General features: G+C 57.9%; 12 protein-coding genes. 7 read left to right on the top strand and 5 right to left on the bottom strand.

Annotated elements, in window-relative coordinates:
• Positions 1 to 34 precede the first annotated feature (34 nt).
• Positions 35 to 664 (bottom strand): GSH-dependent disulfide bond oxidoreductase, encoded by a 630-nt coding sequence (gene yfcG, locus ACLH1U_RS16645; RefSeq protein ID WP_023290519.1) that lies wholly within the window; start codon positions 662 to 664, stop codon positions 35 to 37.
• 180 nt (positions 665 to 844) lie between these two features.
• Here yfcG and yfcF point away from each other — a divergent pair, with 180 nt between their 5' ends.
• Genes yfcF through yfcD form a run of 3 tightly spaced genes read left to right on the top strand, consistent with a single transcriptional unit; the run spans position 845 to position 2,706 of the window.
• Positions 845 to 1,489: a glutathione transferase gene (yfcF, locus tag ACLH1U_RS16640; protein WP_117132569.1), complete on the top strand. Its 645-nt coding sequence runs from the start codon at positions 845 to 847 to the stop codon at positions 1,487 to 1,489.
• 56 nt (positions 1,490 to 1,545) lie between these two features.
• Positions 1,546 to 2,097: a phosphodiesterase gene (yfcE, locus tag ACLH1U_RS16635; protein ID WP_023290517.1), complete on the top strand. Its 552-nt coding sequence runs from the start codon at positions 1,546 to 1,548 to the stop codon at positions 2,095 to 2,097.
• Between the two features lie 57 nt (positions 2,098 to 2,154).
• Positions 2,155 to 2,706: an NUDIX hydrolase YfcD gene (gene yfcD / locus ACLH1U_RS16630; RefSeq protein ID WP_002913197.1), complete on the top strand. Its 552-nt coding sequence runs from the start codon at positions 2,155 to 2,157 to the stop codon at positions 2,704 to 2,706.
• 90 nt (positions 2,707 to 2,796) lie between these two features.
• Here yfcD and pta read toward each other — a convergent pair whose 3' ends face one another.
• Both pta and ackA read right to left on the bottom strand, forming a co-directional pair.
• Complete coding sequence (gene pta, locus ACLH1U_RS16625; RefSeq protein ID WP_032453599.1) at positions 2,797 to 4,944, bottom strand: phosphate acetyltransferase; 2,148 nt, start codon at positions 4,942 to 4,944, stop codon at positions 2,797 to 2,799.
• A gap of 199 nt (positions 4,945 to 5,143) precedes the next feature.
• Positions 5,144 to 6,346: an acetate kinase gene (gene ackA, locus ACLH1U_RS16620; RefSeq protein WP_008803940.1), complete on the bottom strand. Its 1,203-nt coding sequence runs from the start codon at positions 6,344 to 6,346 to the stop codon at positions 5,144 to 5,146.
• A 338-nt stretch (positions 6,347 to 6,684) separates the two neighbouring features.
• Between ackA and yfbV the strand changes: the two genes are divergently transcribed.
• From yfbV to ACLH1U_RS16600, 4 genes are all read left to right on the top strand, one after another.
• On the top strand, positions 6,685 to 7,140 hold the full coding sequence (gene yfbV / locus ACLH1U_RS16615; protein ID WP_002913194.1) for a terminus macrodomain insulation protein YfbV: 456 nt from the start codon (positions 6,685 to 6,687) through the stop codon (positions 7,138 to 7,140).
• Positions 7,141 to 7,227: 87 nt separating this feature from the next.
• Entirely contained in the window at positions 7,228 to 7,722 is a 495-nt protein-coding gene (locus tag ACLH1U_RS16610; protein WP_023290515.1) for a YfbU family protein, read from the top strand.
• An 11-nt stretch (positions 7,723 to 7,733) separates the two neighbouring features.
• Positions 7,734 to 8,393 carry a sugar phosphatase gene (locus ACLH1U_RS16605; RefSeq protein WP_023290514.1) on the top strand — a complete coding sequence of 220 codons (660 nt, stop codon included), beginning with the start codon at positions 7,734 to 7,736 and terminating at the stop codon, positions 8,391 to 8,393.
• A gap of 76 nt (positions 8,394 to 8,469) precedes the next feature.
• Positions 8,470 to 10,302, top strand: coding sequence for an SLC13 family permease (locus tag ACLH1U_RS16600; protein WP_044524269.1), 1,833 nt, complete (start codon positions 8,470 to 8,472; stop codon positions 10,300 to 10,302).
• A gap of 45 nt (positions 10,303 to 10,347) precedes the next feature.
• Here the strand turns inward: ACLH1U_RS16600 and yfbR are convergent, their stop codons facing one another.
• Positions 10,348 to 10,947, bottom strand: coding sequence for a 5'-deoxynucleotidase (yfbR, locus tag ACLH1U_RS16595; RefSeq protein WP_002913188.1), 600 nt, complete (start codon positions 10,945 to 10,947; stop codon positions 10,348 to 10,350).
• An 81-nt stretch (positions 10,948 to 11,028) separates the two neighbouring features.
• Complete coding sequence (gene alaA / locus ACLH1U_RS16590) at positions 11,029 to 12,246, bottom strand: alanine transaminase AlaA (protein ID WP_004201748.1); 1,218 nt, start codon at positions 12,244 to 12,246, stop codon at positions 11,029 to 11,031.
• Positions 12,247 to 12,491: the final 245 nt, after the last annotated feature.

Genomic DNA, 12,491 nt, shown 5'->3' with positions numbered 1-12,491 from the left:
ATCATACAACAAAGCGCGACGGGCGAGCAGGGGGTTAATAAGACTGAATTTTTAGCATCGCTTCCACCGTCGCCGGCCGCTGCTTAATGCGCTCATACCAGTTATGCACCGCCGGATAGTTCGCCAGATCGATCCGCTGGCGGACATGGCAGTTCACCCAGGGCCAGGCGGCGATGTCGGCGATGCTGTAGTGGTCCCCGCCCAGCCACGGGCTGGATCCCAGGCGGTGATTCAGTACCCCGTAGAGTCGCTGGGTTTCCACCTGAAAACGCTCAATCGCGTAGGGCACGGTTTGCGGCGCTGAGTGGGAAAAATGCTGATTTTGCCCCAGCATCGGTCCCAGGCCGCCGACCTGCCAGAACAGCCACTGCAGGGTGGTATAGCGCGCCCGCAGCTCGCCGCTCAGCAGCTTGCCGCTTTTTTCCGCCAGATAGAGCAGAATGGCGCCGGACTCAAAGACGCTCAACGGCGCGCCGCCGTCGGCAGGCATGTGGTCGACGATAGCCGGAATTTTGTTATTCGGCGAAATCGCCAGAAACTGCGGATGAAACTGCTCCCCTTTACCGATATCGACCCGGATTAGCCGATAGGCCAGCTGCGCCTCTTCGAGAAAGAGGGTGATTTTGTGGCCGTTTGGGGTGGGCGCATAGTAGAGATCGATCATAATATTTCCCGCCGTCGTGGGTCGCAAACTGATCGAGTATAGGTGAAGCTGCGCGACCCGGGAGAAAATCCGCGAGCGGCGCGTCGGTCTGTCGCCAGCCACGCAGCGGGCGAGCAGTGACATCGCCTGTAAGACAGGCTATGTTGGTTTATTGCCCTGTCTACCAACCCTGAGGAAGCTATGAGCCAGCCTGTGATTACCCTGTGGTCCGATGCCGATTTTTTCTCACCGTACGTGATGTCTGTCTATGTCGCGCTGCAGGAAAAGAGCCTGCCTTTTAGCCTTAAAACCATCGACCTGAACCGCGGCGAACATCTGCAGGCCGGCTGGGCGGGCTATGCCGCCACCCGTCGCGTACCGCTGCTGGAGGTTGACGATTTCGCGCTGAGCGAGTCTTCGGCGATTACCGAATATCTGGATGAACGTTTCGCGCCGCCTGAGTGGGAGCGCCTTTATCCACACGATCTGCAAAAGCGGGCCCGCGCCCGGCAGATCCAGGCCTGGCTGCGCAGCGATCTGGTGCCCATTCGTGAAGAGCGATCCACCTCCGTGGTGTTTGGCGGAGTGAAAATGCCGGCGCTCAGCGAGGCAGGCAAGCGGTCGGCGGAAAAACTGTTTGCCACCGCGACCACGCTGCTGGCCCACGGCGGGCAAAATTTATTCGGCGAATGGTCTATAGCCGACGCCGACCTGGCGCTGATGCTCAATCGTCTTGTTCTCAATGGCGATGAGGTGCCGGAGGCGCTGGCGGATTATGCGGCGTTCCAGTGGCAGCGGGCCTCAATCCAGCGTTACGTGGCGCTTTCCGCCAAACGCGGAGGCTGATAACCCGCTGCGCTTCCGCTATCATAGAGGCATCGTAACCAGTGGAGATGGAACCTATGAAGCTGATGTTTGCCTCCGATATTCATGGTTCGCTGCCCGCCACGGAACGCGTGCTTGAACGTTTCGCGCAAAGTGGCGCCAGGTGGCTGATCATCCTCGGCGATGTGCTTAATCACGGACCGCGCAACGCGTTGCCGGAAGGCTATGCGCCGGCGGAGGTGGCCGAGCGGCTGAACAGCGTGGCGGAGCGCATCATTGCCGTCCGCGGTAACTGCGACAGCGAAGTGGATCAAATGCTGCTTCGTTTTCCCATGACCGCACCCTGGCAGCAGGTGCTTGGCGAAGGCTATCGCCTGTTTCTGACCCACGGTCATCTGTATAGCCCGGACAATTTGCCGCCACTTGCCGCTGGCGATGTCCTGGCGTATGGCCATACTCATATTCCGGTTGCTGAAAAACGCGGGGCGATCTCTCTGTTTAATCCAGGCTCAGTGAGTATCCCGAAAGGGGGATATTCCGCCAGCTATGGGCTACTGGATGAGGGGCGTCTGCAGGTTTTAGCACTCAATGATAATCAGGTTATTGCAGAGGTCGCAATTTACCCGTAATTTAGCCCTCAATCATAAAGACGCGCCGCAAGAGCGCTTTTAAAGTAAGGTTTCCTGATGGCGGAACAGAATCATTTGGCAAGCACAGAATGGGTCGATATTGTTAATGAAAACAATGAGGTGATAGCACAGTCCAGCCGCGAGCAGATGCGCGCGCAGTGCCTGCGCCACCGGGCGACCTATATCGTCGTTCACGACGGAATGGGGAAAATTCTGGTGCAGCGACGCACCGAGACAAAAGACTTTCATCCGGGCATGCTGGATGCCACCGCCGGCGGCGTCGTGCAGGCTGATGAGCAATTGCTGGAGTCGGCCCGCCGCGAGGCGGAAGAGGAGTTAGGCATCGCCGGGGTGCCGTTCGCCGATCACGGCCAGTTCTACTACGAAGATAAATTCTGCCGCGTCTGGGGAAGCCTGTTCAGCTGCGTTTCCCACGGGCCGTTTGCCCTGCAGGAAGAAGAGGTAAGCGAGGTGTGCTGGTTAACGCCGGAAGAGATCACCGCCCGCTGCGATGAGTTCACGCCCGACTCCCTGAAAGCGCTGGCGCTGTGGATGACCCGCAACGCCGGTAACGAGTATGATGACGCGGAAGAGAGCGAGCGCGAATAATCGCGCGAACGCGTGGCAGCAAACGCTGTTCGCCTCCTGACAAAAAAAGGCAGCCATCTGGCTGCCTTTTGCTTTCCTCTCAGCGAGCGATTACTTCTGCTGCTGAGCTGACTGGATCGCGGTCAGTGCGATGGTGTAGACGATATCGTCTACCAGCGCGCCACGAGACAGATCGTTGACCGGCTTGCGCATACCCTGCAGCATCGGCCCGATGGAGATCAGGTCGGCAGAGCGCTGTACCGCTTTATAAGTGGTGTTACCGGTGTTCAGATCCGGGAAGATGAACACGGTCGCGCGGCCAGCTACCGGCGAGTTCGGCGCTTTGGATTTCGCGACGTCAGCCATCACCGCGGCGTCATACTGCAGCGGACCGTCGATCATCAGGTCAGGACGTTTTTCCTGCGCCAGGCGGGTCGCTTCGCGGACTTTTTCTACATCGCTACCCGCGCCGGAAGTACCGGTGGAGTAGGAGAGCATCGCCACGCGCGGTTCGATGCCGAAGGCAATCGCGGAGTCAGCGGACTGAATCGCGATTTCCGCCAGCTGCTCTGCGGTCGGATCCGGGTTGATCGCGCAGTCGCCGTAAACGTAAACCTGTTCCGGCAGCAGCATGAAGAACACCGAAGAGACCAGCGAGCTGCCCGGTGCGGTTTTGATCAGCTGCAGCGGCGGACGAATGGTGTTGGCGGTGGTGTGTACCGCGCCGGACACCAGGCCGTCGACTTCGTCTTGTTCCAGCATCAGGGTGCCGAGAACCACGTTATCTTCCAGCTGCTCGCGGGCGACCGCTTCGGTCATGCCCTTGCTCTTACGCAGTTCGACCAGGCGAGCCACGTAGCTTTCGCGTACCACTTCCGGGTCGACGATTTCGATACCGGCGCCCAGCTCAACGCCCTGCGCTGCCGCAACGCGGTTGATCTCATCCGGGTTACCCAGCAGCACACAGGTGGCGATCCCGCGTTCGGCGCAGATAGCGGCGGCTTTCACGGTACGCGGCTCGTCGCCTTCCGGCAGAACCACGCGTTTGCCGGCTTTACGCGCCAGCTCGGTCAGCTGGTAGCGGAAGGCTGGCGGGGAGAGACGACGGCTGCGCTCGGAGGTCGCGGTCAGCGATTCGATCCAGTCGGCGTTGATGTAGTTGGCGACGTATTCCTGAACTTTCTCAATGCGCTCGTGATCGTCAACCGGTACTTCGAGGTTGAAGCTCTGCAGGCTCAGGGAGGTCTGCCAGGTGTTGGTGTTGACCATGAATACCGGCAGGCCGGTGGCGAAGGCGCGTTCGCACAGTTTGCTGATGCGCGCGTCCATTTCATAGCCGCCGGTCAGCAGGATGGCGCCGATTTCCACGCCGTTCATCGCTGCCAGGCAGGCGGCAACCAGCACGTCAGGACGATCTGCGGAGGTCACCAGCAGCGAGCCCGCGCGGAAGTGCTCCAGCATGTGCGGGATGCTGCGCGCGCAGAAGGTCACGGATTTGACGCGGCGGGTGTTGATGTCGCCTTCGTTGATGATGGTCGCATTCAGGTGATGGGCCATGTCGATCGCGCGGGTGGCGATCAGATCGAAGCTCCACGGTACGGCGCCCAGCACCGGCAGCGCGCTGCCGTTTTGCAGCTGAGCCGGGTCGATCTTCACGACTTTCGCTTTGGATGAGTCGTCGAAGATTTCTGACAGGTCAGGACGGGTACGGCCCTGCTCGTCGACCGGCGCATTCAGTTTGTTGATGATAACGCCGGTGATGCTGGTGTTTTTCGCGCCGCCAAAGCTATTGCGGGTCAGTTCAATACGCTCGTTCAGCTGTTCTGGCGTATCGGTGCCCTGCGACATCACGAAGACGATTTCCGCGTTCAGGGTTTTGGCGATTTCAAAGTTCAGCGCCTGGGCGAACTGATGCTTACGGGTCGGCACCAGGCCTTCCACCAGTACCACTTCCGCGTCCTGAGTGTTCGCGTGGTAGTTGGCGATGATCTCTTCCATCAGCACATCTTTCTGATTGCTGGAGAGCAGAGACTCAACGTGGTTCATCTTCAGCGGTTCAGCAGCGGTGGTGGTGGAGGAGCTGGCGCGAACGATGGTGGTGGTCTGGTCCGGGGCATCGCCGCCGGAGCGTGGCTGGGCGATAGGTTTAAAGACGCTCAGACGAACGCCTTTGCGTTCCATAGCGCGGATCACACCGAGGCTGACGCTGGTCAGGCCTACGCTGGTACCGGTAGGAATTAACATGATAGTACGGGACACGGTATATCCTCTTTCGTTACCGCCAGTATCAGGCGGGATACAAAACAGCACCACCAGCGACCCGTCATACTCCACGTTGCACGTGCGTTGGCTCTACTTGCTCACCCCGGTCGCGTACGCGCTGTACGTGCCGGGGATCTGCTGTGTCGCCGCCTTCCTGCAGCTCGAAGTATTGCGGGTCAGGGCTGGCGGTGTGGAATTATGCGGTCAGACGGCTGGCGTCTTGCGCGATGACCAGCTCTTCGTTGGTCGGGATAACCACGGCAGGACGGGTGCCTTCTTTGTTGATGAAGCCAGACTTGCCGAAGCGGGCAGCCAGGTTACGCTCATGGTCAACTTCAAAGCCCAGTACGCCCAGTTTGCCCAGCGACAGCTCACGCACCATCGCGGCGTTTTCACCGATGCCACCGGTGAAGATCACGGCGTCGAGACGGCCATCCATCAGCGCAGTGTAGGAGCCGATGTATTTCGCCAGGCGGTGGCAGTAGACGTCCATCGCGCGTTTAGCGTCGGCTTTTTCCTGGTAGTTGTCTTCCACGTAGCGGCAGTCGCTGGTGACTTCGGTCAGGCCCAGCAGGCCGGACTCTTTGGTCAGCATTTTGTTGATGGCGTCAACGCTCATGCCCAGGGTGTCGTGCAGATGGAAGATGATGGCCGGATCGATATCGCCGGAGCGGGTACCCATCACCAGGCCTTCCAGCGGGGTCAGACCCATGGAGGTGTCAACGCATTTGCCGTTACGAATAGCGGAAACCGAACCACCGTTGCCGAGGTGGCAGGTGATGATGTTCAGCTCTTCAACCGGCTTGTTCAGGATCTTAGCGGCTTCCTGAGTCACGTAGAAGTGGCTGGTGCCGTGCGCGCCGTAACGACGAACGCCGTGCTCTTTGTACAGGCTGTACGGCAGGGCGTAGAGATAGGATTCTTCCGGCATGGTCTGGTGGAACGCCGTATCGAATACTGCCACGTTTTTGTCTTTCAGGTGCGGGAAGGATTTCAGCGCTTCAGCGATGCCGATCAGGTGTGCCGGGTTGTGCAGCGGGGCGAAGGACGCGGCGTCTTTAATGCCCTGAATCACGGACTCGTCGATGACTACGGAGCTGGTGTATTTTTCGCCGCCGTGGACGATACGGTGGCCGATTGCGGTCAGCTGAGCAGACAGTTCTGGTTTTTGTGCCAGAATAGTGTTAACGATAAAGTTCAGTGCTTCGCTGTGCGCGGCGCCCGCGCCTAATTCGGCTTCTTGTTTGCCGCCGTCAATTTTCCATTTGATACGGGCTTCCGGCAGGTGGAAGCATTCCGCTAAACCGGACAGGTATTCGTCGCCGTTCACGGCGTCAAGGATAGCAAATTTCAGAGAGGAGCTACCGCAGTTCAGAACCAGTACTAACTTACTCGACATGGAAGTACCTTTTTATGATACGTGGCTAAAAAAACGTCAGTGTGTCATTAGCGTAGCGCAGGATGACCTCGACATTTATGATTAACATCATGCCTTGTTCTGTTTTCAGGCACGATGAGATAAGTACATTTGATTTTATGCCATTTTGCATAATTTTCAGCCAATGGCAGAATATGCGATAATTTGACTAGCCTGGCAAAAGAGTCTATCCGCCCTTTCAGGCGGGCACAGGATACCTGATTGCGGCATCCTTTGCCAAAATCTTTTGAACGATGTCATGCATAGTTGGTGTTTTGCACGAATTTTTTAAGTTTTATATGTAAAGTTGAGGTAAAGCCATGTCGACCCCTGAGAAACGCCCCGTTAGCTTCTTTAGCTTGTTCAACCGCGGGCAGCACTACGCCAAGACCTGGCCTCTCGACAAGCGCCTCGCGCCGGTATTTATTGAAAACCGCATCATTCGTGCCACCCGCTACGCCATCCGCATCATGCCGCCGATCGCCATTTTCACCCTCTGCTGGCAGATAGCGCTGGGCGGCCAGCTGGGTCCCGCCGTGGCCACCGCGCTGTTTGCATTGAGCCTGCCGATGCAGGGGTTATGGTGGTTGGGTAAACGTTCAGTGACGCCGCTGCCGCCTTCCATTCTTAACTGGTTCTACGAAGTACGCGGCAAACTGCAGGAGGCGGGGCAGGCGCTGGCGCCTGTCGAAGGCAAGCCCGATTATCAGGCGCTGGCTGACACGCTTAAGCGCGCCTTCAAACAACTCGATAAAACTTTCCTTGATGATTTGTAATTCACTACGGAAAACGCATATAAAAGAAGGCGCATGATTTATGCGCCTTCTTTATTTCACGCCCTACCGTGCTACAGGAGTCACAACATGGAAATGACCAATGCGCAGCGTCTGATTTTATCCAATCAGTACAAAATGATGACGATGCTCGACCCGGACAATGCGGAGCGCTACCGTCGTCTGCAAACCATCATTGAGCGTGGGTATGGGCTGCAGATGCGTGAACTGGACCGCGAGTTCGGCCAGTTGACGGAAGAAACCTGCCGTACCGTTATCGACATCATGGAGATGTACCACGCGCTACACGTCTCCTGGACCAACCTGAAAGACGCGGAGGGTATCGACGAGCGTCGGGTTACCTTCCTCGGCTTTGATGCCGCCACCGAAGCGCGTTTTCTCGGCTACGTGCGCTTTATGGTCAATGTTGAAGGCCGTTACAGCCACTTTGACGCCGGTACCCATGGCTTTAACTCGCAGACCCCGATGTGGGAGAAATATCAGCGGATGCTGAGCGTCTGGCACGCCTGCCCGCGCCAGTATCATCTGAGCAGTAACGAAATTAACCAAATCATCAATGCCTGAGGGAGGTGCCCGTGCAGTGTAAAGGTTTCCTGTTCGATTTAGACGGGACGCTGGTGGATTCCTTACCGGTGGTGGAGCGTTCATGGTGCAAGTGGGGGGATCGTTTCGCCATCGACCATGATGAAATTCTCAGTTTTATTCACGGCAAGCAGGCCATTACCTCCATTCGCCATTTTATGCCGGGTCGCAGCGAGGAGGATATCCAGGCCGAATTCCGTTATCTCGAGCAGATGGAAGCCACTGATATCGAAGGCATCGTTGCCCTGCCGGGGGCGTTAGCCCTGCTGAATTCGCTCAATGAGGCTGGGATCCCGTGGGCGATTGTCACCTCCGGCTCGATTCCGGTTGCGCACGCGCGTCACCGCGCGGCGGGCCTGCCGATGCCGGAGGTGTTTGTCACCGCTGAGCAAGTGAAGCACGGCAAGCCGGCGCCGGACGCCTATCTGCTGGGCGCCGAGCGGCTGGGGCTGCCTGCCGGGGAGTGCGCGGTGGTGGAAGATGCGCCGGCGGGGCTGCTCTCCGGGCTGACGGCAGGCTGTCGCACCATCGCGGTCAAGGTGCCTGCCGATGCCCCCCGTCTGGATGAAGCCGACCTCGTGCTGAGCAGCCTGGAAGATCTGCTGGTTGAACGCCAGGCCGACGGCGTGGTGAATGTGCGTCTTAAAGCGTAAACCCATGATTTCGCCCCGCGTCGTCGGGGCTTTTTTATGCCACTATGTCGACTCCCACTTGTGACAAGGAAACGTTGTGAACGGTGAATTGATTTGGGTTTTATCCCTCCTGGCCATCGCGGTTGTGCTGTTTGCTACCGGCAAGGTGCGCATGGATGCTATCGCCCTGATGGTCATTGTCGCCTTTGTCCTCAGCGGTACGCTGACGCTGACCGAAGCTTTTTCCGGGTTCAGCGATCCTAACGTGATCCTGATTGCCGCCCTGTTTATTATCGGCGACGGCCTCGTGCGTACCGGGGTAGCCACCAAGATGGGCGCCTGGCTGGTGAGCGTAGCAGGCAACAGCGAAACCAAAATGCTGATCTACCTGATGCTCACCGTCGCCGGGCTGGGCGCGTTTATGAGCTCCACCGGCGTGGTCGCCATTTTCATTCCGGTGGTCCTTAGCGTCTCGGCGCGGATGAATACCTCCCCCTCGCGGCTGATGATGCCGCTGAGCTTCGCCGGGCTTATCAGCGGGATGATGACCCTGGTGGCGACGCCGCCCAACCTGGTGGTCAACAGCGAACTGCTGCGCGAAGGGCTGCACGGCTTCAGTTTTTTCAGCGTCACGCCGATTGGCCTGGTGGTGCTGATCCTGGGCATCGTCTATATGCTGGCGGTGCGCTTTATGCTGAAGACGGATAATGGCGAATCCGCGCGCGATGGACGAAAAAGAAGCACCTTCCGCGATTTGATTCGCGAATATCACCTCACCGGCCGCGCCCGCCGGCTGGCGATCCGACCCGGTTCGCCGATGATCGGTCAGCGGCTGGATGATTTAAAGCTGCGTGAGCGCTACTGTGCCAACGTTATCGGCGTTGAGCGCTGGCGGCGGTTCCGTCGGGTGATTGTTAACGTCAACGGGGTATCGGAATTTCGCGCCCGCGACGTCCTGCTGATCGATATGTCCGCCTCCGATGTCGACCTGCGCCAGTTCTGCGGCGAGCAAATGCTCGAGCCGATGGTGCTGCGCGGCGAGTATTTTGCCGATCAGGCGCTGGATGTGGGGATGGCGGAGGTGGCGCTGATCCCGGATTCAGAGATGATAGGCAAAACGGTGCGTGAGATAGCCTTCCGCACCCGGTTTGGTCTCAATATCGTCGGCATGAAGCGCGATGGCAAAGCGATGGATGGTTCCGTAGTCGATGAGCCGCTGCAGCTCGGCGATATCCTGCTGGTGGTCGGCAACTGGCGGCAAATTGCTCTGCTGGCGAAGCGCGGTCGGGATTTCGTGGTGCTCAATATGCCGGTTGAGGTCGATGACGCTTCGCCGGCCCACAGCCAGGCTCCGCACGCGATTTTCTGTTTGGTGCTGATGGTGGCCCTGATGCTGACGGATGAAATCCCCAACCCCATCGCCGCGATCATCGCCTGTCTGCTGATGGGCAAATTCCGCTGCATCAACGCCGAAAGCGCCTACAAGGCGATCCACTGGCCGAGCATTATTCTGATTGTCGGGATGATGCCGTTTGCCCTGGCCTTGCAGAAAACCGGTGGGGTGGATCTGGTGGTCAAGGGACTGATGGACGTTGCCGGAGGCGAGGGGCCTTATCTGATGCTCGGCTGCCTGTTTGTGATGTGCGCGGCGATAGGCCTGTTTATCTCTAACACGGCCACCGCAGTGCTGATGGCGCCTATTGCCTTAGCGGCGGCGAAGTCGATGGGCGTGTCGCCCTATCCCTTTGCCATGGTGGTGGCGATGGCGGCTTCGGCGGCGTTTATGACCCCGGTCTCCTCGCCGGTCAACACTCTGGTGCTTGGCCCGGGTAAGTATTCCTTCAGCGACTTTGTAAAGATTGGCGTGCCCTTTACCGTGCTGGTAATGGTGGTCTGCGTCCTGCTGATCCCGGTGCTCTTCCCGTTTTAAGGTATGCAGGCCGGGTAGGGGGCGACCGCTGCCCGGCCTGAAAAATTACAGCGGCGAATCCTGGCTGATTTCATCCAGCGACAGCTGGAAGCTCGGGACAAACACCTGCATAAAGTAATCCATCTCCGCGCTGCGCCGCGACGCCAGCGTTTTTTCCAGACGGCCTTTGGCCAGCAGAAATTCGTTGTTGCCCGCCGACAGCTCTTCGAGGCATTTCAGGTAGGCGCAGAGGGCGTCAGCCTGTTTGACGATCGACTGCTCTTCCTCACTGTAGTGATGCTCGTCAATCAGCGGTTCGAAAATATCGCGCAGCTCGTCAGGCACCATATCCACCAGCTTCTGCTGGGCGATTTTCTCAATCGCCTTATATTCCTGGGCAATCTGCGAATTGAAATATTTCACCGGGGTAGGGAGATCGCCAGTTAAGACTTCCGAGGCGTCATGGTACATCGCTAACAAGGCGATACGCTCGGCGTTGACCTGGCCGCCGAATTTGCGGTTTTTGATCGCCGCCAGCGCGTGGGCGACCATCGCCACCTGCAGGCTGTGCTCGGAGACATTTTCAGTGCGCACGTTGCGCATCAGCGGCCAGCGGTTGATCAGTTTCAGACGGGAGAGGTGGGCAAAGAAATGACTCTGACTCATAGGAACCCTTAATCAGTGACAACATCGGGTTCCATTGTGCGCAGGGATCGCCGCCGGATGCAAATGCCGGCGGCGGCACGATTACAGCTGATGGTAGCCGGAGAGGAAGCGGCCGAAGCGGGAGATCGCCATCTCCAGGTCGTCTTCGCGAGGCAGGGTCACAATGCGTACGTGATCCGGCCACGGCCAGTTAAAGGCAGTACCCTGCACCAGCAGCACTTTCTCCTGCAGCAGGAAATCGAGCACCATTTTCTGGTCATCGTGAATATTGAAGCGTTTGGCGTCGATTTTCGGGAACATGTACAGCGCGCCTTTTGGCTTCATGCAGGAGACGCCCGGAATATCGTTGATCAACTCCCAGGCGCGGTTGCGCTGTTCATACAGACGCCCGCCGGGAATGATGAATTCGCTGATACTCTGGTAGCCGCCCAGCGCCGTCTGGATAGCATGCTGGGCCGGCACGTTGGCGCACAGACGCATCGACGCCAGCATTTCCAGTCCTTCGATATAGCCTTTAGCATGTTTTTTCGGGCCATTCAGCACCATCCAGCCCTGACGGAAGCCGGCGACGCGGTAAGTTTTCGACAGTCCGTTGAAGGTCACCGTCAGCAGATCGGGCGCCAGAGCGGCAATGGAGTGATGCTGGGCTTCGTCGTAGAGGATCTTGTCGTAGATCTCATCGGCGAAAATAATCAGGTTGTGCTGGCGGGCGATCTCCACGATCTCCTGCAGCAGCTCTTTGGAATAGACCGCGCCGGTGGGGTTGTTGGGGTTGATGATCACGATCCCGCGGGTGCGAGGCGTAATTTTAGCGCGGATATCGTCAAGATCCGGGAACCAGTCAGAGGATTCGTCACACAGATAGTGCACTGCTTTACCGCTGGAAAGGGACACCGCCGCCGTCCACAGCGGGTAGTCCGGGGCGGGAACCAGCATCTCATCGCCGCTGTTTAACAGCGCCTGCATCGCCTGGACAATCAGTTCGGACACGCCGTTGCCGATGTAAATATCTTCCACGGTGACATCGCGCATTCCCCGCGCCTGGTAATGCTGCATGATGGCTTTACGCGCCGAGTACAATCCTTTCGAATCGCAGTAACCCTGGGCGGTAGGCAGATTGCGGATGACGTCGACGAGGATCTCGTCAGGGGCTTCGAAGCCGAAGGGCGCCGGGTTGCCGATGTTCAGTTTCAGAACTTTATTGCCTTCTTCTTCAAGACGTTTCGCTTCTTTCAGAACCGGGCCGCGGATGTCATAACAGACGTTCTCTAACTTGCTGGATTTTTCGATGGGGGACATGAATCTTGACCTTTTAGCTGTTATCGCCACTCCCTGCCGTGGAAGTCAGCACGGAACAATGTACTCCGCCTCCCCGCTGTTTTGAAGGCTTTGCAGGAGAAGATTTTGCTAACGCAGGATTTTAAGCGTAATTGATTTATCTGCTGCTTGCTGATTTTTCCTGTGGTTTATGCCTTTTCATGGCATTTTTTCGGTCGTCTATGTTGAGGTAGTGCCTTTTTTACCATCATTTATCTGGTTTGTTT

The sequence above is a fragment of the Klebsiella sp. 1SOBk5mer genome, from assembly GCF_046603115.1.
GTDB lineage: Bacteria > Pseudomonadota > Gammaproteobacteria > Enterobacterales > Enterobacteriaceae > Klebsiella > Klebsiella quasipneumoniae.
This window is presented reverse-complemented; position numbering and strand designations above follow the sequence as displayed.